The following is a 19,553-nucleotide window of genomic DNA, read 5'->3' as shown; positions in this document are numbered from 1 at the left end:
CAGCTTCAATGAGGCGAGGAGACGCGGGTAAAGAAGAGGATTTGAAGCAAAGAGGGGAAGGGAAGGGAAGGGAAGGGAAGCGCCCTCATCGGGACCTTGGGTCGATGAAGGCGCTCTTTGCTAGCGGGAGGCAAGGCAGGAGCGGACCTTGGCGACGACCTGCGCCGGAGAAAAGGGTTTCAGGATGTAACCGTCGGCGCCTGCTTCCCGGACTAGTTCGCGCATCTCCTCGTCGCTTTTGGAGGAGAGGAGCAGGATGGGAATGTCCCGGCTCAGTTCGTTGTCCTTGAGGATCTTGGCCTTCTTGTTGCCGTCCAGCATGGGCATCATGATGTCCATAATGATCAGGTCCGGTTTCTGACGGGAAAAAATGAAGCGGTTGGCCTCGATGCCATTGGTGGCGGTTTCCACCCGGTAGCCGGCGTCTTCGAGAGCGTCCCTGGCCATGGCAAGCACCAGGTCGCTGTCATCGATGATGAGTATCGTTTGGTTCAAGTCTGTTGTCTCCTTTATGATTTCAGCTGCCGCAAGGTTGTGGACCGGTGGCGGCCGGCTTCGGCTAGGCGAGGGCGAAGAGGCGCGAGATGGCCGACGGCATCCGGTCCAGGGGGAGCACCTGGTCGGCGGCCCTCAGACCGATGGCGGCCTTCGGCATCCCGAACACTGCGCAGCTCCCTTCGTCCTGGACTAGGGTGGTCCCGCCCTGTTCCCTGATCCTGAGAAGCCCTTGGGCTCCGTCTTTCCCCATCCCGCTCAAAAGCAGGCTCACTACCTGGTTGCATTTCCGCTCGGCCAGCGAATTGAAGAAAACGTCGATGGAAGGACGGCAGCAGTTCACCGGATCCCCTTGCACAAGCTTGATCTTTCCGTCGCTAACCGTCATGTGGCAGCCGTCGGGGGCCACCAGCGCCACCCCCGGGAGGAAGAGGTCCCCGTCTTCGGCGACCCTGACCGGCAGGGCGCATTCGCGGTCGAGCCATGTGGCGAACCCCGCCGCGAAGCCGTGGGCTATGTGCTGGACCACGAAGACCGAGGCCGGGAAGTTGGCCGGGAGCTCCCTTAAAAGGCTCATCACCGCCCGCGGACCGCCGGTGGAGGCCCCGATGGCCAGGATCTTCGGGGGAGCCGAGGGCTGCTGCCGGGTCTCCTCCTGGCGCGGCGGGGAAGGCTTGCGGCGCGGGTGCCTGGTGACCTTGATTCCCCCCAGCACCTTCACCTTTTCGATGAGCCGCTGGGAGAAAACTTTGAGTGCTCCCGGCGCCCCGAGGTCAGGCTTGAGCATCACGTCGAGAGCCCCGCGGCGGATGGCGTTGCCTGGCTGATCCCCCTCGCATCCCTCCAGCGCCGCAGAGAGGACCAGCACCGGGGTGGGGGTGTTAGCCATGATCTTCTCGATCCCCTCCATGCCGTCCACCCCCGGCATCACGAGGTCCATGATGACGAGATCGGGCTTGAGGCCGACGGTGCGCTCGGCAGCCTCCTTGCCGTTGGCGGCGTAGCCGATCACCGTGATCTCCCCGCATTCTTCCAGGATATCGGTGAGCACCTGGCGGACCAGGAGGGAGTCGTCTGCAATTAGTACTCGAATCATCAAATCCCGCCCGGTATCCGTTTAAGCCAGCAGGATTTCGACACCCTCTGCTGCTTCATGATCTGTAGCCTGCCGCTGCTGTTACCTTGAACTATTGCTGCTACCCGATTAGCATCTGCACGGTCTCAAGGAGCATCCCCTGGTCGAAGGAGCCCTTGACGATGTAGGCTTGGGCTCCTGCCTCCATGGCCTGGCGTTTGTCTTCGTCGCGTGAGAGGGAGGAGACGATGATGACCGGGGTCTCCCGGTGGCGGTCGGTGGCTCTCAGTTGGCGGGTGAGCTGGAATCCGTTGATGCCGGGCATCTCGACATCCGAGATCACCAGATCGAAGTCCCTGACGGCCGCTTTCTCCAGGGCGTCTTCCCCGCAGACCGCGGTCTCCACGAGATAGCCGTTGGCGGTGAGAATGCTCTGCTCCATTGTACGCGTGGTGATTGAATCGTCAACCACCAGCACCCGCTGCTGGACCTTGACCTCCCAGCTCTTCTGCAGTCCGGGGCGGGTCTGTTCGGCCACCGCGCTGTAGAGATCGGGAACGTTGAGGATGAGGGCGGGGTTGCCGTCCCCCAGGATCGTGGCCCCGAACAGGAAGGTGACGTTTCTGAACTGCTTGCCTAGCCCCTTGACCACCACCTCCGAGTTCCCCAAGTGGGCGTCCACCGTGAAGGCGATCCTCTGGTCGCACAGCTTCAGCACCAGGGCGGTCAGCCGGGCACCGGGGAGCAGCTGCCGGCGGGGGAGTTCGAGAACGTCGGAGAGGCTGTAGACTGGGGTGGTGGTGCCCCGGACCTTGATGACCTCGCTGCCTCCCAGGGGCGTGATCTCATCTTCCCCGACCCTGAGGATCTCCTGCACGTAGTTGATGGGGATGGCGAAGGTTTCCCCGCCGCTGGCGACGATCAGGGCGTCGAGCACCGAAAGGGAGAGGGGGAGCTGGAGGGAGATCTCGGTGTGGCTCCCCACCTGGCTCGTCATGGTGAGGTTCCCCTTGATCCGCTCAACGTTCTTCTTGACCACGTCCATGCCGACCCCGCGGCCGGCCACGTCGGTGACCACCTCCGCCGTGGAGAAGCCGGGGCGCAGCGTCAGGTAGAGCGCCTCCTCATCCCGCATCGCCTCGGCATCCCGCTGGTCGATGAGCCCGCGCGCCACCGCCGCCGCCTTGATCCTGACCGGATCCATCCCCTTGCCGTCGTCGCGCACCTCGACCACCACCGAGCTTCCCTCGTGGCGGGCGGTGATCCGCACCGAGCCCTGGCGGCTTTTTCCCTTGCTCTCCCGCTGGTCGGGGGGCTCGATGCCGTGGCAGACCGCGTTGGTCAAAAGGTGGATCAGCATCGGCTTGAGCCCTTCTAAAAGGACCCGGTCCATCTCGATGTTGGCACCCACCGTCTCCAGGCGGACTTCCTTCCCCTGTGCCTGGGCGAGGTCCCTGACCATCCGCTCGAAACCGTCGCAGATGCTCTTCAGAGGGAACATCCGGAGCTCCATGGCCTTTTGGTGGAGCTCGGCGATCAGGTAGTCGAGGTAGAGGATGTCCTCCTCGAGGTCGCGCCGGAAGGGGACCAGCAAGTCGGCGGCGGTCCCCTCGACCTCCCGCTCGATCCCGCGCAGTCGGGTAAGCTTCGCCTCCAGGCGTTTCTTGTTGATGATCATCTCCCCGATCAGGTTGACGAGAGCGTCCAGCGACTTCACGTTGGCCCGCACCGTCTCGCTCAGCTGGTCGGGGATCACCTCCTGCGGCTCGACGGAGGCGAGGGAGCGGCCGACCTCGCCGCGCTCGTAATCGGCGACGAAGGCCTCCACGTCGAGCGGCGGGGGCTCTCCCTTGGACAGCGCGGAGGTGATGAGGGCGACCGCGTCGGTCCCCTTCAAAAGGAGATCGATGGCCGGGGCATCAACGGGCCGGTTTCCCTGCTCCATCCCCTTTAGCTGCTCTTCCATGGTGTGGGTGATGGCGCTGATGTCGGAAAGCCCGACCATGCGCGCCGATCCCTTGAGCGTGTGGGCGTTTCGCAAAAGCTCGTGCAGCAGGCTCATCCGGGTCGGGTGCTTCTCCAGCACCAGGAGGCCGCTCTGCAGGGAGGCTAAGTGCTCCTCGGCCTCCCTGCAGAAGATCTCGATGTACCTTTTTCCCATCTAGGCCTCTTTCTCGGTCAGGTCCCTGAGTCTTCCCGCCAGCTCCAGGATTTCGGCGATGGCCTTCTCGGTTTCGTTGGCACTCATGGCCACCTGCTGGGCCACGTCCCGCACCTCGGACATGGTCTCCGCCATCTGCTCGCAGGCCGAGGTCTGCTGCTGGGTCGAAAGGGAGATCTCCTTGGCGGTCCGGGAGGTCTCCTGGGCGGTGCCGACGATGGAGGCGAAGGAGAACTGGACCTTGTCCACCATCTGCGAGGCGGCGTCGACCGCCTTGGTACCCTCCTCGGTCACCATGATGGTGTTGTTGGTCGCCCGCTGGATCTCGCCGATCAGGCCGTGGATCTGCCGAGTGGCCTCCACAGTGCGGTCCGCGAGCCTTTTGACTTCCTGGGCGACGATGGCGAAACGCTTGCCCGCCTCGCCGGCTCCGGCCGCCTCGATGGCGGCGTTCAGGGCGAGGAGATTGGTCTGGTCGCTGATCTCGTCGATGATCTCGATGATGCCGCCGATCTTCTGGCTGTTCTCACCGAGCTCCAGCATGGAGCGGGCGATGCTCTGCACCTGGTTCCTCACGAGATCCATCCCCGTGATGGCGTTGGAGACGTCCTCGCGCCCGGCGTTGCAGTTCTTGGCGGTGTCGTCGGCCACCGATTCCACCGATTTGGCGTTGGAGGTGATCATCTTGGCGGTGATGGCGATCTCCTCCGAGGTGGTGGTCACCTCCTGGACCGCGCTCGCCTGCTGGGTGGCGCCGGAGGCTTGCTGGGCGCTGATGGCCATCATCTCGTTGGAGGCGCTCGAGAGCTGGATGACCGCCTCCTTCACCGAGCGGATCAGCCGTTCGCTCTTGGCGATCTCCTCCTTGAGGTCCTTCACGATGACCGTGATCATCACGTTGAAGGCCTGGGCGAGCTCCCCGATCTCGTCCCTGCTCTCCACCGGGACGGTCTCGTCGAGGTTACCCTTGGAGATCCGCAGGGCGGCGCCGGTCAGGTTCAAAAGCGGCCTCACCGCCCGGCTGACCACGAAGAGGATGAAGGTGCTGGAGATGATCAGCATGATGAACATGCTGCCGATCACCTGGTTTCTCAGCGCGGCGGCCTTCTGCTCGATCTTCTCCATGGAGAAGCCGATGCGGAAAGCGCCCCAGTGCTTGCCCTGCACGCGGACCGGGACCGAGAGATCCCACATGGTCTCCCCGGTGTCCCGCTGGTAGACCCTCTGGAGAAACGGTTGCTGGTTGTGCGCCGCAGCCAGCCCGACCTCGTCGTTGAAGATCCGCTTGGTGCGGTTGCCGGTCTTGTCCTTTTCCTTGTCGCCGGTGAGCGCTGCGGAGTACTTGGTGTTGTGGGTCGGGATGTAGCCGTTACGGTCCTCGAGTACCGCAAACACCACCTGGTCGTCCTGGATGAACTCGTCCTCCAGCGCCTGGATGGCGCCGTCGGTGAATTTGTCGAACTGGGTGTGGTATTTCTGGGGCTCGGTTCCCGGGATGGGTACGTACTTGTCGTCGAACAGCTGGTCCAGCGTGAGCTGGCCGGTAGCGACCGCGTCGCTCAGCACCCGTTCCATGCTCTTGCCGCCGGTCTGGGCCAGGATCTTCCCCTTGGCCAGCAGTTCATCTTCCATGGCGGCCCGGCGGGAGCGGACGAAATAGACCGAGAAGGCGGTCATGATGACGACCTGGACCAGGATGAGGGCGAAGACGATCTTGAAGGATAGTTTGTTTGACATGGTAACCCCTGTCTGCTGCCGCAGCGTTAAATGATCAATGCATGTAAATTAATCGGCCCCGACCATGATTTCCGGCGAGGTGAGGAGGGCCTCGAGGTCGAGAAGAATGGTAGCGCCGTCATCGGTGTTGAAATGCCCGCGGACCAGCCGCCGCCGGTCCAGCGAACTCCCCGGGTGGGAGGGCTCGAACTGCTCCAGGGGGAGCCCCTGCACGCCGAGGGCCGCCTCGGCGAGGATACCGGTGGCGAAGTGTTCGGACTTCACCACGATGATCCTCCCGGCAGGGCCCAATTCCGGCTGGGGGAGCCCCAAAAGCGGGCGTACGTCCATGGCGGCGGTGATCTCCCCGCGCAGGTTGAAGACCCCCTTGATGAGATCCTGGACCGCCGGTACCTTCACGAGCCGGGGAACCCGGATCACCTCGCAGGCATGACGGGTCTCGAAGGCGTGGCGCTCCCCCCCCAGCATGAAGACGAGGCAGTCCATGATCTCTTCCGCGCCGGTTTCCTGCTCGGCCAGGCCGTGCCAGTACTCGTCGCGCATCTTGGCCAGTACCGTCTGGATGTCGTAGCTTTCTTCTTGGTCAAGTGGCATGGTGCCGCTCCTTCGGGAGCCTGGGGCTTACCCTGGCTGGTTCGCCTAGGCGACCTTGTTGAGGACGCTTTGCAGCTGCTCGAGGCAGCGCGCGCGAGAGAGTCCGCCCGAGTAGGGGACGGTCTCATCTCCCCGGCTGCGGGTGAGGATGGTGATGCTGTTGCGTATTTCGCGTGCCGCTTCCGGAACCTTGCCGAGTTTCAGGTGCAACTGCCCGAGGTGGTAGCGCGGCATGATGAAATCGTGGTTCAAGAGGAGCGCCTTGCGGTATTCGTTGGCCGCCTCGGCCAAAAGCCCGAAGCCGTCGAGCACCACCCCCCTCAGGAAGTAGGCGTCGGGGAAGAGATCGTCGACGGCGATGGCCCGGATGCAGAGTTCCAGGGCGGCGTCGAGCTCGCCGCGGCCGGCCAGGATGAACCCTTTGAGGACGAGGGCAGGCGCGCAGGCGGGTGTTCCCTCCAGGATGGTCTTCAGCGCCGCCAGTGCTTCCCCGTAGCGCTCGCCGTCGTACAGAAGCCGGGCCTCCTCCATCGGCTCCCGCCGCGGCTCCTCCACCACCGGGCAAAGGGCGGGGGGCTCCGGTGGCGGGGCAGCCGGCGGCGTGGCGGCCGGCTCGGCCAGCGGTTCCGGGGGGGGAGGCGGGACCGGCAACTCGGCCGCTTTCGGCGGGGCCCCTTTCACGTAATAGAAGCTCCCGTCCAGGAGCCGGGAGGCGAGCCCGGCCTGCTGCTGCAGGAGGGACTCGGCGTGACCGAGGAAGAGGAGCCCCTTGGGTCTCAGCGTCTGGCTGATGCTTGCGACGATGCCGGGGGCCGCCTCGGGGGAGAAGTAGATCAGCACGTTGCGGCAAAATACCGCGTCGAGATCCTTGAGCTCGGAGCAGAACTTCCCCTGGCACGGGGTGTTGAGGTTCAGGTGGAAAAACTCCACCCGCGCCTTGACCTCCTCCTTCAACGCAAAGTGGTCGCCCTCCTTGGTGAAGTAGCGCCCCCTGATCGCCTCGTCGGTGGCCCTGAGCGACCACGCGGTATAGACGGCGCGCCGCGCCTTGGCCAGCGAAACATGGTTGATGTCGGTGGCGATAATCCTGATGTCCCGCGTTCTCCAGTCCGGGAGCGCCTCCATCAGGGCGATGGCGATCGAGTACGGCTCCTCTCCGGTCGAGCAGCCGGCGGACCAGATCCGTACCGGCTCGCCGAGGCGGCGCCGCAAGAGGGCGGTGGTGAGCGCCTGGAAGTGGGCCGGGTAGCGGAAGAAGTACGTTTCCCCCACGGTGAGAAACTGCAGGAGCTTCTGCATCTCCTGGCGGTCCTGGGCGTGCCGCTTGAGGTAGTCGAGGTATTCGGAGCAGCTGTGCATCCGGAGCGACGACATCCTCCTCCTGACCCCGCGCTCCAGCGCCGAGCGGTTGCGCACCTCGAAGTGCAGCCCGGCGGTGACCAGGAGCTGGCCGGCCAGTTCCTGGTACTGGAGGTCGGTGAGGGCGGCCTCGTAACCCGGCATCGAGGGGCGCTGCGCGATGGCGGCCACGCTGTCGAGGAGCCTGACGAGGTCGGGAGGGGAGGGGATGAAGTCGTAGACGTTCATCAGCTCGGCCTCCAGGGAGCGGCGGTCGGAGATGACGATAACCGGAATGAGATGGGGACCTTCCGGGGTGTGGAGACGGTGGTCGCCAGCCCAGTCGGCGGCCCGGGCTCCCTCGAGATAGACGATGAGCAGGTCCGGTTTCCGCTGACGGAGCGCCTTGATGGGGTCGGCTGCCGAGGTAATTTCGGCAACAGTGTACCCTGCCGCCGTAAGGGCACGGCAAACCGGTGCGGCTCCCTGACTGTCGTCAGTGATCAGGAGGATCTTCAGTGGCAAAGCGGTCCTTTTTCGTCCTGGGAATGTAGAGGGGTGTGACGATGTTAGCAACGGTGCCGGGTCCCCTTCCGCGGCTGCCTGGGAAGGGATAACCCTATAACAGCGGCCCATTTCGGGCTGGACCAGCCTGATTGGAGGATACTATGGTTTTGCTCGGCGCTGGTCAACTAAAATATGTTTAATATAGAATGGTGTTTTGCGGCAGTTCTGGAGGGGGTGCCAGTGCCGGTTGCGAGCTGGCTTCGGCGGATGGGGGCGGGGGCGGCGGGGAGCGCCGCGGGAGGGTGGGGCTACCTGAATTCGCGGTGTTGCGGATGGGTGCAGAGGTAGCCGTCGCCGAACAGGAAGGCATAGACGCAGCCATAGCGGTTTCCTTCGGCAAGACAGCTGGAGAACTGCTCGTTGATCTGCTTAGTCCGGCACATGGCGGTGATGGCCGGTTCCTGGAGATTTTCCGTCGCTTGGGCGAGCATGACACCCTCCTTACATTAATGGTCGCGGTAGACGGCTGCTAATGATAATGCCGTTTACGTATTCCAATTATACAAAACCAATTAGTAATGCAAGGAGGGGGCGATAATTTTTTTCAGGGGAGGGCTCCGCGGGAGGAGCGGGTCAGGAAGTCAGCTCCCGCCATGTTTCCACGGCCTTGGCGAGTACCGCTTCGGGAACCTTGTCCACCGTGTTGGGGCCGATCCCGCAGGCGCGCACGAGCCGCACCTCGGTGAAGTTCTGCCGCTTGAAGAAGTACTGGTAGCGGGGGAAGATGTCGGCGAAGCTCGCTTCGTCCGGGTGTCCCTGGCACTGCACGAAGATCAGCTTCTTCGGGGAGAGCCGGCTGGGCTGCTCGGCGGTCGCGTAGCCGGGGACCAGGTAGGAGAAGGTGCGGTCCATGAAAGCCTTGAGCTGGCTGCTGATGTCGCCGTAGTAGACCGGGGTGGCGAAGACAACCAGGTCGGCCTCTCTTACCGCGGCCAGCACCTCGGTCAGGTCGTCGCGCAGCACACAGTCGTCGCGTTCCTGCTTGCACGCGTAGCACCCCTGGCATCCGCGGTAGGTGAGCCGGTTGAGCTCGAAGCTGCGGCTGGTCCAGCCGTTGGCCTCGGCGGCCTGGACGATATGTCGGGCGATGGTGCTGCTGTTTCCCTGGCTGCGGGGACTCCCCAAGAGTGTCACAATTTTCATAATTCCACCTCGCTGTACTGTTTGATCGGGTAATAGTAACCGGATCAACGGCAATGGGGAAGATTTTTTGCTTTGTGCCAGGGGGGGGAATGTAAGAGGTGGCAGCAATGACAGTACCTGAGCCCGCCTGAAAGACAGTATGGGGAAGGATTGCCGGCAGTGCCGGCGGCATCCCTTGTACTCCTGCCGCCGGAAGCTATCATTGTCTAATTAACGAGCAGGCAAAAGGAGTCCCGTCATGACCAGTAGCGATCTCAACGAGCGGATCGTCTCCCGCGGCAGGGAGTTTTTTGCGCGCATCGCCGGAGAAAAGCCCTCCCTCTTCAACAAGGGGGCCTGGATGGGGAAGGTGATGGACTGGAGCATGAAAAACGAGGCCTTCAAGGTCCAGATGTTCCGCTTCGTGGACGTCTTCCCCTCGCTGACCACGACCAAGCTGCTGACCGGCCATATCGAGGAATACTTCGGCCACGAAAAGGATCTTCCTCCGGTGCTCTCCGCCGGCGCCAAGGTGGCCGGGATGCTCGGCACCCTCGGCGGTTCCATGCTCGGCAAGGTCCTCTCCTCCAACATCCACGACATGGCCCGCCAGTTCATCGTGGGTGAGAATACCTCGGAGGCCATCAAGAATATGGAGGCGCTCCGGAAGGACGGCTTCGCCTTCGTGGTCGACGTCCTCGGGGAGGCCACCCTCTCGGATGAGGAGGCCGAGCGCTACGTCCAGAGCTACCTCGAGCTGATGGCAGCCCTCGAGAAACAAGCTCGGCAGTGGCCGCCGCTCCCCGGCGTGGGAGGGGATCCCGGTCTGGACTGGGGGCATGCGCCGAAGGTGAACGTCGCCGTCAAGCCGAGCGCCCTTTTTTGCCTGGCCAACCCCCAGGACTTCGAGGGATCGGTGGCCGCCATCCTGGAGCGGCTTCGCCGCATCGCCGACCAGGCGGTGGCGATGAACGCCTTTCTCTGCATCGACATGGAAAGTTACCGCCACAAGGAGATCACCCTCGAGGTCTATCGCCGCCTGAGGATGGAGTACCGGGATTACCCCCACCTCGGGGTGGTGCTGCAAGCCTACCTGAAGGATACCGACGCCGACCTCGCGAAGCTTTTGGCGTGGGCGCGGGAGGAGCGGGTGGGGATCTCGGTGCGGCTGGTGAAGGGTGCCTACTGGGACTTCGAGACCGTGCGGGTCGCCCAGAACGGGTGGGAGGTCCCGGTCTGGTCCATCAAGGCGGAGACCGATGCCGCCTTCGAGCGGCAAGCGCGCGTGATCATGAAGAACCACGATATCTGTCATTTCGCCTGCGCCTCCCACAACATCCGCACCATCTCCGCGGTGATGGAGATGGCCGCCGATCTCAAGGTCCCCGAGGAACGCTACGAGTTCCAGGTCCTCTACGGCATGGCCGAACCGGTGCGGAAGGGGATCCTCCGGGTAGCGGGACGGATCCGCCTCTACTGTCCCTACGGCGACCTGGTCCCCGGCATGGGGTACCTGGTGCGCCGGCTGCTGGAAAACACCGCCAACGAATCCTTCCTGCGGCAGAGTTTCGCGGAGGACGCCGAGATCGGCCGCCTGCTGGAGGACCCGGCCCTGAAGGCCGAGCGTGAACGGTCGCGGCAGGCGGGGAGGGGGGAGCCCCTGGAGAACGCGGGAGAGCACACCCCCTTCGCCAACCAGCCGGTGGCCGATTTCACCATCGAGACGTTGCGGGACGAGTTCCCCTCGCAGATCGCCCGCAACCGCGAGCGGCTGGGACGGAGCTACCCCCTCTTCATAAACGGCCGGGAAGTGGTCACCGCCGACACCATCCCTTCGGTGAATCCCGCCAACCCCAGCGAAGTGATCGGTGTCGTCTGCCAGGCCGGGGTGGGCGAAATCGGCGAGGCGATCGCCGCCGCCCGGGAGGCGTTCCCCGCCTGGCGGGATACCCCACCGGCAGAGCGGGCAGGCTTTCTCAAGAAGGCCGCCTCTCTGGCCCGCTCCCGCATCGTGGAACTGGCGGGCTGGCAGGTGCTGGAAATCGGAAAGCAGTGGGACCAGGCCTACGCGGACGTGACCGAGGCGATCGATTTTCTCGAATATTATGCGAGCGAGATGATCAGGCTGGGAGCGCCGCGGAGGCTGGGGAGCGTCCCGGGAGAGGTCAACCACTACTTCTACGAGCCGCGGGGAGTCGCCGCCGTCATCTCCCCCTGGAACTTCCCCCTCGCCATCAGCATGGGGATGGTGTCCGCCGCGCTGGTCACCGGAAACTGCGTGGTGTTCAAGCCGTCGGGACTGACCCCGGTGGTCGGCTGGCAGGTCATGGACCTCTTCCGCGAGGCGGGGCTTCCCCCGGGAGTCCTCAACTACACTCCGGGGCGCGGGGCGGTGATGGGAGATTTCCTCGTGGACAGCCCGGAGATCAGCCTGATTGCCTTCACCGGCTCCATGGAGGTCGGCCTGCGGATCATCGAGCGGGCCGCCAAGGTCCAACCCGGGCAGACCAACGTGAAGAGGGTGGTCTGCGAGATGGGAGGCAAGAACGCCATCATCGTTGACGACGACGCCGACCTCGACGAGGCGGTGCCTCACGTCATCTACTCCGCCTTCGCCTTCCAGGGGCAGAAGTGCTCTGCCTGCTCGCGGGTCATCGTGCTCGATGCCGTGTACGACCGCTTCGTCTCCCGCCTGGTGGAGATGGCCAGGGCGCTGAAGATCGGCCCGGCCGAGGATCCCGGCAACTACCTTGGCGCGGTGGCCGACCCCCAGGCGATGAGAAGCATCACGGAGTACATCGAGATCGCCAAAAGGGAAGGGGAGCTCCTCTACCAAAGCCGGGTCCCCCATGACGACGGCTACTTCGTCCCGGTTACCATCGTGGGAGGGACCCGGCCGGAGCACCGGATCGCCCAGGAAGAGGTCTTCGGGCCGGTGCTCGCCGTCATGCGCGCGAAGGACTTCGACGATGCCATCGAGCAGGCCAACTCCACCAGGTTCGCCCTGACCGGCGGGGTCTTCTCCCGCAGCCCGAAGCACCTGGAGCAGGCCCGGCGGGAGTTCCGGGTCGGCAACCTCTACCTCAACCGCAACAACACCGGCGCCCTGGTCTGGCGCCAGCCCTTCGGCGGCTCCCGGATGTCCGGTATCGGTACCAAGGCGGGAGGTCCGGACTATCTCCTTCATTTCATGGATCCGCGGGTGGTGACGGAGAATACCATGCGGCGAGGGTTCGCTCCCAACGAGGAATGACAGGACGCAGGTTCTACCCTTCTACGTTCTACCCTATACTAGTTAGGTACCCGGGGCGGCCATCGTCTCTGGTAAGGTACGGAAGGCGTCCCTGGTGCCTGTTATGAAAGGCTCCGTTCCGCCGGATGTCATTGATCCGTCGTGAAGATGACAGTATTCCTGAGTGCTATCCTAGCAGCCTTTCCATACAATCTCTGTATCACCTGGATATCACCTCGGCGACTCTCTCAGGAGGCCGCTTTTTTGTTAGCTCCCTTTCCTTATCCAATCTTCGTCATCCAAAATTCTTGCTTTTTCCCTTGATTTATCACGACATTTGACATAATCTACGGCGGCGTAAGATAATTTTAATTTAATGTTGGAGGAATGCGATGATAAAACAAGCCGGAACCTCGAAATTCCAGATCGATCTGCGTCGTCACCTGCGTAGCCAGAACATTTGCGACAACCTCGTGCATCTTATGTGCGAGATCGCCGAGGCGAGCAAGTACGTCATCAACGCGGTCCGGACGGGTGATCTCGGCGTCGCCGGTACCTCCAACCTTTACGGCGAAGAGCAGCTCGCCCTCGACGTGCTCTCCGACAGGATCATGCGCAAGAGGCTGATCCACTCCGGCGTGGTCTGCAACATCGCCTCCGAGGAGATGGACGAGATCTACCAGTGCCAGGCCAACGCCGACGGGCTCTACTCGGTCGCCTACGATCCCCTCGACGGCTCCTCGCTGGTCGATGTCAACCTCGCCGTCGGCACCATCGTCTCCATCTACGCCGGATCCGAGCTGCTCCAGCCGGGGCGTAACCAGGTCGCCGCCATGTACATCCTCTACGGGCCGAGGGTCTCCCTGGTCTACACCGTGGGCGACGGCGTTCACGAGTTCACCATGAACAACCTCATGGAGTACACCCTGACCCGCGAGAACATCAGGATGAAGCCGGAGGGCGACATCTACGCCCCGGGCGGCCTGCGCAACAAGTACACCGAGGGGAACGAGAAGTTCATCCGCCACCTCGAGGACAAGGGGTGCAAGCTCCGGTACTCCGGCGGCTTCGTACCCGACATCAACCAGGTGCTGCTGAAGGGGAAAGGGCTCTTCATGTACCCGGCGCTCCAGGGCTCCCCCAACGGCAAGCTCCGCGTGCTGTTCGAACTCAACCCGATGGCGTTCATCGTCGAGCACGCCGGCGGCGCCGCCAGCACCGGCACTATCCCGATCCTCGACCTTCAACCCGAGTCTCTCGACCAGCGGGCTCCGGTCTATATCGGCTGCGCAGAGGATGTCAAAACGGCCGTAGCGTTTGTCAATGGGAAGTAAAATGTAGTAGGATGTGGTGCGTAACTGCACCTAATCCTTTTTTCTAAAGTTCTCTTTACCAGCGTCGATACATGTACAAAAGGTGGAGAACAACGAGGTACCGATGGAAAACCAGCAGCCACCCCGCCGCCTTTGCAGCGAGATACAGCTCTTTGATCTTTGCGACCTTGATGAGTGCTCCAAGAAGGAGGGCCGTTACTGCACGGACCCGAAAACCCTTGAGCGGTTCGAGGCCATAAAGGAAGAAGACGAGCGCTCACAGTATCTCCCCGAGGAGATGGAGGAGGAAGAGGGGGAAGAGGGGGAAGACGATGAATTCGGCGGAGATGAGTACGAGGAAGACGAGTACTAACCACCACCCCCTATAGTTTGTCTGCAAAAGAACCGCTTCCATCCAGGCGGTTCTTTTGTTATGGAGTGACGTCTTTGCATACTCTGCTACACTGATACATCGTAATGGCGGTCTTACGCGCCTCACGGCCTGCCGCTTCACTCAACCTACCAAAACCCTGAACTGCATATCGGCCGGTAACGACTGGCTCCGGCCTGCCGCTTGAATTACGCCCACGAGGGGAACGAAGATGACCGCGAAACTGCTGATCCTTGATGACGACCACGATATTCTGTTCATGCTGAAGAGTATCTTCGCCGGTGAGGAGTACGAACTCCTTTTGGAGAGCGACAGCGAATCGGCCCTGAGGAGGGTGATCGCCGACCGCCCCAACGTCGCCATTATGGACATCAGTCTCCCGCAGAAGTCCGGCCTCGAGGTACTCAAGGAGGCCAAGAAGATCGACCCGGGGCTCGCCGTCATCATGGCGACCGGCTACAAGACCACCCAGAACGCCATCGAGGCGATGAAATACGGGGCCTTCGACTACGTCACCAAGCCGTTCGACATGAACAAGCTGAAGGCGACGGTCAAGAAGGCGATCGACTGCAACCTCTTAAGCCGCAAGGTCCGTTATACCAAGGAGCGCCCGCAGGCCGAGGAGGATCTCACCGAGGACCTGATGATCGGTTCCTCGCCCGAGATGATCGAGATCTGGAAGATGGTCGGCACGGTCGCCGATTCCGACGCCACCGTCCTCATCCAGGGTGAATCGGGGACCGGCAAGGAGCTCCTCGCCCGCGCCATCTACAACAACTCCCGCCGCAAGAACCGCCCCTTCCTGGCCGTCAACTGCGCGGCCATCCCCGAGGCGCTCCTCGAGTCCGAGCTCTTCGGCCACGAGAAGGGCGCCTTCACCGACGCCCATTCCCGCCGGATAGGCAAGTTCGAGCAGTGCAACGGCGGCACCATCTTCCTCGACGAGATCGGCGAGATGAGCATGGCCAACCAGGGGAAACTGCTGCGCGTCCTGGAGAACCAGGAGTTCGAGCGGGTAGGGGGGAACGAGACCATCAAGGTCGACGTCAGGGTCGTCGCCGCCACCAACCGGAGCCTTCTCACCTGTGTCAAGGAGAAGTCCTTCAGGATGGACCTCTTTTACCGCCTCCGCGTGGTGAACTTCTTCCTCCCCCCCCTCAGGGACCGGGCGGAGGACATCCCGCTGCTGGTCGACCTCTTCGTGAAGAAGTTCTCGAGAAAGTACGGGAAGAACATCAAGGGGATCGCTCCCGAGGCCATGGCCATGCTGACCACCTGCAACTTCGACGGTAACATCCGCGAGCTGAAGAACGTCATCAACTCCGCCACCGTCTTCTGCCGCGGCGATATCCTGATCCCGGGGGACTTCGAGTCGTTCCTCAAGGCCAAGACCCCCGCCATCAAGGAAGTCGATCTCGAGGCGGCCGGCGACGACTACTACGAGGTCTTCTGGAGCATGCTGGAACCGGTCTTCGACGGCATCTGCCAGAAGAACAAGGGGGCCATCTACGAGAGCGTCAACATGGGGCTCGAGAAGGCGCTCATCCACATGGCGATGGAGAAGAGCAACAACAACCAGGTGTTCGCCGCCAAGCTTTTAGGAATCAGCCGCAACACCCTGCGCGACCGGCTGGAGCGCTACCGGATCGGCGCTGCCGAGGCATAATTTCATCCTCACGCGTCCTCCCTTTGAAGGGGGGAAGCCATATACCAGTGTAAGAAAAGCAAAAGCCCCTCTCCCGACGGAGAAGGGCTTTTTTGCTTTCACCCCATCCTCAGGCCCCTCCCCCTTGAGGGGGAGGGAGGGCTGGAGAGAGCGGAACGGGGACATGGTGGGGATGGGAGCTTCTACTGAAGCCCGGTCAGCTCGCGGTCTTTGGGGTACTCGATCACGATGTCGTAGGTGAGCTTTTTCTTTTCGCCGGGCGTGAGATCCAGCTTCCAGATCAGGGTGCCGTCGCTCTTGGTCTCGGCCGGCTTCATGCTCGGCTCTTCCAGATTCACCTTGATCTCGGCGTTGCCGGCGATCGGCAGCTGGTCGAGCACCGACACCGTCACCGGGCGTTTCTTGTAGTTCTGCAACTCCACCGCGATGTGGTAGCTCACGCTGCTGCTTCCCAAAAGCCCACCTTTCTTCTTCACCTTGGTGACGTCCCGCTTGACCTTGATCTGGTCGTCGGCCCCAAGGAAGAGGTCGAACTTCTCCCCGGGAGCGATGTTCTTCAGATTCGTTTTCCCGGTGAAGACCGTGTCGTTGAAGATGTTCGCCTCGCCAGGGAGGAGGGGATACGCGGTATTGTTCACCACCTCCGATTTCAGGTACGTCTTGGGCATAAGCTTCGGAACGGTGACGTATTCAGCAGCCACCGGCACGCGGTTGACCGCAATGACGGTTCCGGCATGCGAGCCGTCGGTGGGGACGTCGACCGGGCGGGCGATGGCGAACAGGACGGAGGTCTGTCCCTCCTGGACCTGAGCCGCCATCGGCGCAGCCTTCGCCATCGGCGCCAGGGCCGGCATGGGTGGTGCCGCTCCGAGAGCCACCCGGCCCGTTTCCGCCTGGTACCTCTGGACCGCTTCGGACCGCCGCAAATCCTCCTCGTAGGCGACGATCCGCGGAGGCTCATAGAAGGAGACGTTCCACGGCGCCAGCTCCGGCGGCGCTCCTCCCACTTCGGGATTGGCGGTGGAAAGCGCCAGTTTTACCCCTGGCCAGTCCTCGCCCGTGTTTTGCCATACCTGGGCCCGGTAGGTTATCTCCGCTTCTTTACCGTCGGCAGCCAGCCTCAGATCGTAGTTAGGCTCCCACTGGGTCCCCATCACGAGATAACTCAGATCCATCGAGAAGGTCATCTCCCGGTCAGCATCGATGGCCACCTGGACGCTGTTGGCCTCCTTCATCCCTTCGCCCTTGGTCTGCTCGAGTTCCCTCCTCAGCGCCTCAATCTTTTCCAGCAGCGGTTTCTTGGACGCTTCCGCCTGGAACAACTGCTCCTGGACCTTGCCTACCCCTTCGCCCACGAACCGGGATGCCTCCCCGAGCTCCGCGGCGGATGGTTTACCGGCTCCAAGCTCTTTGGAAATGCGTTCGCCCCAGCCGACCTTGATCGATTGGAGAAAGGCTTCCTGGGCGGCGAGTCCCTTCTTACGGGCGTCGATCGCCTGCACCTGCGCGGTCAGCCTAGTGATCTCGTCTTCCAGGGCGTGGATACGTTGCTCCTGCACCCTCTCCAGAAAGACCTTCTTGACGGAGATCCCCTCCAGCTTGGCCGTCCCCGGGCCTTCCCCCTCCACCCTGACCGACTTCTCCACCATCGTCTGGGGAAGTCCCTCCAAGGTGACCAGATTGCCGCCCGCTTTCAGCTGCACGTTTGTGTGTCTGGTGACCTGGGCCCGGTCGAGATAAACGGTGACCGATGTGATGCGGGAGGATGCTTTGACCGTATGGTCTGCCGCCAATGCCGGGAAGGGGAGGGTGAGAACCAGAAACAGCGATACTACTCCAATGCCACTTTTCATAGTCAGCCTCGTTTTGTGTGTGAGCTATTTCTTTGATGCATATGTGTAGTACTTCAGCTTGATGTTCTCCCAGAGGATCAGACGGTCCTCGACCTTGGTAATGACCCTCACTTCCCCGTCCTGCGAGATGACGAAGCCGATGCTGCCGGGGTGCTGGAAGCAGTAACGCATCATCGAGCGATGGCGGGTTCCGAAGTGGGTGTAGCTGACCGGTTTCAGTTTGGAAGGAGTGGCCATCCGGTCGGTGGCGAGATAGAGGTTGGCCGGTTCCTGGGAGGTCATGATCTCCACTCCGTATCCCTTCACGTCGAGGCTGCGGTCCATAACCACCAGCCCGTCCACCCTGGTGAGGATGGCGACGAACCAGATGACGCCGTCGATCTCGTTCTTGTTGGCCCTGAGATCCTTCTCGAACTTTCTCAATTGGAGAAACTTCTGCGACGGGATCTCCCGGTCCTTCGCCTCGGCAGCCCCAAGCACACTCTTCTCCAGAAAATCCGACTTTATCTTGGTGATCGCGTTGGTGGTGAGGGCCGTGCGGAGCCGGTCATAGTTGATCCGGTACTTTATGTTGAGATCGGGTGTGTCGAGGGTCGGGGTAATGAGTATGGCGCCCCCTTTCTTGATCTTCTGGATTCTCAAAAGGATCCGGCAAAGAACGGAGAGCCACTGCTGGGTATGGAATTCGTCCAGGTGGGGACCGGCGTACATGTCGTTGGCGATGTGGGCCCGTACCGCGGCCAGGTAACTCTCGATGCCGGTGGTGAGGAGGTTCCTGACCGGGCTCTCCCGGAAGATGTCGAGGGCGTTGCGGATGAGCTCGTTGATGCGGAGCTCGGCGACCTTCTCGTAGCGGATGTAGACCACCACCACGCCGGTTCCCTCTACGCTGGCCTGGAAGAGCCCCGGGCGGTCCGGCTGGATCTCCGCGCTGCGGTTGAGGAACTTGTGGAAGAGGTTTTGCTGGTCCACCAGCCCCCAGATCAGGAGCTTGCCGTCCCTGTCCGGCCAGACGACGAACGAGGAGGTGCGGAGCTCCGAGGACTTGGCGATCTTGACCAGGTTGGAGACCTCGAAGGCGATCGGCTCCTCGAACGGGACGTAGCACCACCGGTCCTTCATCGGGTTGCGCGGTGGCTTGGGGTCCGGGACGCCGGGATCGAGGAAAACCATGTGGAACTTGACCGGTTCCGACTCCTCGGTCCTCAGGCTGGAGAAGTACATGGTCTCGAAGAGATCGGTGATGACCCGCTCGTTGGGGAAGGAGAGATGGCGCTTGCGAAGCTCGGCGCAGACCGATTCGGCCAGGTGCCGCGGAGTCTTGTTCCGGCTGCTCATGGCCGGGGGTATTCGGCCAGTTCGAGCAGGATGCCGTCGGGCCCGTAGAGGTAAATCAGCTTTTTCCCGGTCTTTTCCCACACCCTGATGTCGCTCAAAAAGGACACCCCGTGCTCTTTCAGCCGGGCAACCTCCGACTCCAGATCGGTCACCGCGAAGGCGAGATGTCTGAAGCCGATGCGGTCGGCCAAACCGATGCCAGCCGCAGGCTTCGAGCCGCCGTCGAACTGTAACAGTTCGATCGACAGGTTCGATCCGGCATGATGGAGAGCGACGAATTTGCCGCGGGCACCGGAGATTCCGGTGAGGCTGGCAAGAAATGAGGTATCGAGATGGGAGCTTATGCCTTCGGTGAAACCGAAGAGAGAGAAGAAGTTGCGGGCGGCATCGAGGTCGGTGACAACGATGTTCAGATGGTCCATCCGTTCGATCATTTTATGCCTTTCGGAGACAGTCGGTGAGTCGTCTTCCTGAAATTCTACCGGGAATCGGCGATGGCACAATAGCATATCAGCAGGAGATTATTCAATTTTTCAGTCTCATTGCCAGGGGACAGGCAACCACTAAGTTCCCTCCCCCCCCTGAGGGGGAGGGTTAGGGTGAGGGGGAGGCTGGCTTCGGCACTCCGTGGAACCTTCCCCCACCCCCTTGCCCCCCCCCTCAAGGGGAGG

Annotated in this window: 15 protein-coding genes; 4 read left to right on the top strand and 11 right to left on the bottom strand. The window is 62.3% G+C overall.

The window, feature by feature from the left end; genetic code table 11:
• Window positions 1-120: 120 nt before the first annotated feature.
• The 8 genes from L4X63_RS08880 to L4X63_RS08845 all read right to left on the bottom strand — a co-directional run bounded on the left by L4X63_RS08880 (window position 121) and on the right by L4X63_RS08845 (window position 9,110).
• On the bottom strand, window positions 121-495 hold the full coding sequence (locus L4X63_RS08880; RefSeq protein ID WP_250678253.1) for a response regulator: 375 nt from the start codon (window positions 493-495) through the stop codon (window positions 121-123).
• Between the two features lie 64 nt (window positions 496-559).
• Window positions 560-1,591: a chemotaxis-specific protein-glutamate methyltransferase CheB gene (gene cheB / locus L4X63_RS08875; protein ID WP_250678252.1), complete on the bottom strand. Its 1,032-nt coding sequence runs from the start codon at window positions 1,589-1,591 to the stop codon at window positions 560-562.
• A 100-nt stretch (window positions 1,592-1,691) separates the two neighbouring features.
• Window positions 1,692-3,731, bottom strand: coding sequence for a hybrid sensor histidine kinase/response regulator (locus L4X63_RS08870; RefSeq protein ID WP_250678251.1), 2,040 nt, complete (start codon window positions 3,729-3,731; stop codon window positions 1,692-1,694).
• Window positions 3,732-5,468 (bottom strand): methyl-accepting chemotaxis protein, encoded by a 1,737-nt coding sequence (locus tag L4X63_RS08865; protein WP_250678250.1) that lies wholly within the window; start codon window positions 5,466-5,468, stop codon window positions 3,732-3,734. It lies immediately after the preceding gene.
• Between the two features lie 48 nt (window positions 5,469-5,516).
• The gene (locus L4X63_RS08860; RefSeq protein ID WP_250678249.1) at window positions 5,517-6,062 is read right to left on the bottom strand and encodes a chemotaxis protein CheW; all 546 of its coding nucleotides are present in this window, start codon (window positions 6,060-6,062) and stop codon (window positions 5,517-5,519) included.
• Window positions 6,063-6,107: 45 nt separating this feature from the next.
• Window positions 6,108-7,925: a CheR family methyltransferase gene (locus L4X63_RS08855; protein ID WP_250678248.1), complete on the bottom strand. Its 1,818-nt coding sequence runs from the start codon at window positions 7,923-7,925 to the stop codon at window positions 6,108-6,110.
• Window positions 7,926-8,215: 290 nt separating this feature from the next.
• Window positions 8,216-8,398 (bottom strand): hypothetical protein, encoded by a 183-nt coding sequence (locus L4X63_RS08850; RefSeq protein ID WP_250678247.1) that lies wholly within the window; start codon window positions 8,396-8,398, stop codon window positions 8,216-8,218.
• A 142-nt stretch (window positions 8,399-8,540) separates the two neighbouring features.
• Window positions 8,541-9,110, bottom strand: a complete 570-nt coding sequence (locus L4X63_RS08845) for a flavodoxin family protein (protein ID WP_250678246.1) — start codon at window positions 9,108-9,110, stop codon at window positions 8,541-8,543.
• A gap of 238 nt (window positions 9,111-9,348) precedes the next feature.
• Between L4X63_RS08845 and pruA the strand changes: the two genes are divergently transcribed.
• The 4 genes from pruA to L4X63_RS08825 all read left to right on the top strand — a co-directional run bounded on the left by pruA (window position 9,349) and on the right by L4X63_RS08825 (window position 15,691).
• Window positions 9,349-12,342, top strand: coding sequence for an L-glutamate gamma-semialdehyde dehydrogenase (gene pruA / locus L4X63_RS08840; protein WP_250678245.1), 2,994 nt, complete (start codon window positions 9,349-9,351; stop codon window positions 12,340-12,342).
• A gap of 371 nt (window positions 12,343-12,713) precedes the next feature.
• On the top strand, window positions 12,714-13,655 hold the full coding sequence (locus tag L4X63_RS08835; RefSeq protein WP_250678244.1) for a class 1 fructose-bisphosphatase: 942 nt from the start codon (window positions 12,714-12,716) through the stop codon (window positions 13,653-13,655).
• Window positions 13,656-13,758: 103 nt separating this feature from the next.
• Window positions 13,759-14,007, top strand: a complete 249-nt coding sequence (locus L4X63_RS08830) for a hypothetical protein (RefSeq protein WP_250678243.1) — start codon at window positions 13,759-13,761, stop codon at window positions 14,005-14,007.
• A gap of 229 nt (window positions 14,008-14,236) precedes the next feature.
• Window positions 14,237-15,691 (top strand): sigma-54-dependent transcriptional regulator, encoded by a 1,455-nt coding sequence (locus L4X63_RS08825; RefSeq protein ID WP_250678242.1) that lies wholly within the window; start codon window positions 14,237-14,239, stop codon window positions 15,689-15,691.
• Between the two features lie 182 nt (window positions 15,692-15,873).
• Here L4X63_RS08825 and L4X63_RS08820 read toward each other — a convergent pair whose 3' ends face one another.
• The 3 genes from L4X63_RS08820 to L4X63_RS08810 are packed head-to-tail and all read right to left on the bottom strand — an operon-like array spanning window position 15,874 to window position 19,316.
• On the bottom strand, window positions 15,874-17,544 hold the full coding sequence (locus L4X63_RS08820) for a mucoidy inhibitor MuiA family protein (RefSeq protein ID WP_250678241.1): 1,671 nt from the start codon (window positions 17,542-17,544) through the stop codon (window positions 15,874-15,876).
• 24 nt (window positions 17,545-17,568) lie between these two features.
• Window positions 17,569-18,882, bottom strand: a complete 1,314-nt coding sequence (locus tag L4X63_RS08815) for a putative sensor domain DACNV-containing protein (protein WP_250678240.1) — start codon at window positions 18,880-18,882, stop codon at window positions 17,569-17,571.
• On the bottom strand, window positions 18,879-19,316 hold the full coding sequence (locus tag L4X63_RS08810) for a VOC family protein (protein WP_250678239.1): 438 nt from the start codon (window positions 19,314-19,316) through the stop codon (window positions 18,879-18,881). Before L4X63_RS08810 ends, L4X63_RS08815 begins: the two co-directional genes overlap by 4 nt.
• Window positions 19,317-19,553 lie beyond the last annotated feature (237 nt).

The sequence above is a fragment of the Geomonas sp. Red32 genome, assembly GCF_023652955.1.
Taxonomy (GTDB): domain Bacteria; phylum Desulfobacterota; class Desulfuromonadia; order Geobacterales; family Geobacteraceae; genus Geomonas.
Note: the sequence above shows the minus strand (reverse complement) of the source record. Positions and strands in the feature narration are given on the sequence as shown.

What these genes read in the sequence shown, in the direction of transcription:
- L4X63_RS08830 (WP_250678243.1), top strand. Translation starts at nt 13,759, where the DNA reads ATGGAAAACCAGCAGCCACCCCGCCGCCTTTGCAGCGAGATACAGCTC.
- L4X63_RS08860 (WP_250678249.1), bottom strand. Translation starts at nt 6,062, where the DNA reads ATGCCACTTGACCAAGAAGAAAGCTACGACATCCAGACGGTACTGGCC.
- L4X63_RS08815 (WP_250678240.1), bottom strand. Translation starts at nt 18,882, where the DNA reads ATGAGCAGCCGGAACAAGACTCCGCGGCACCTGGCCGAATCGGTCTGC.
- L4X63_RS08810 (WP_250678239.1), bottom strand. Translation starts at nt 19,316, where the DNA reads ATGATCGAACGGATGGACCATCTGAACATCGTTGTCACCGACCTCGAT.
- L4X63_RS08850 (WP_250678247.1), bottom strand. Translation starts at nt 8,398, where the DNA reads ATGCTCGCCCAAGCGACGGAAAATCTCCAGGAACCGGCCATCACCGCC.
- pruA (WP_250678245.1), top strand. Translation starts at nt 9,349, where the DNA reads ATGACCAGTAGCGATCTCAACGAGCGGATCGTCTCCCGCGGCAGGGAG.
- L4X63_RS08870 (WP_250678251.1), bottom strand. Translation starts at nt 3,731, where the DNA reads ATGGGAAAAAGGTACATCGAGATCTTCTGCAGGGAGGCCGAGGAGCAC.
- L4X63_RS08825 (WP_250678242.1), top strand. Translation starts at nt 14,237, where the DNA reads ATGACCGCGAAACTGCTGATCCTTGATGACGACCACGATATTCTGTTC.
- L4X63_RS08845 (WP_250678246.1), bottom strand. Translation starts at nt 9,110, where the DNA reads ATGAAAATTGTGACACTCTTGGGGAGTCCCCGCAGCCAGGGAAACAGC.
- L4X63_RS08865 (WP_250678250.1), bottom strand. Translation starts at nt 5,468, where the DNA reads ATGTCAAACAAACTATCCTTCAAGATCGTCTTCGCCCTCATCCTGGTC.
- cheB (WP_250678252.1), bottom strand. Translation starts at nt 1,591, where the DNA reads ATGATTCGAGTACTAATTGCAGACGACTCCCTCCTGGTCCGCCAGGTG.
- L4X63_RS08820 (WP_250678241.1), bottom strand. Translation starts at nt 17,544, where the DNA reads ATGAAAAGTGGCATTGGAGTAGTATCGCTGTTTCTGGTTCTCACCCTC.
- L4X63_RS08835 (WP_250678244.1), top strand. Translation starts at nt 12,714, where the DNA reads ATGATAAAACAAGCCGGAACCTCGAAATTCCAGATCGATCTGCGTCGT.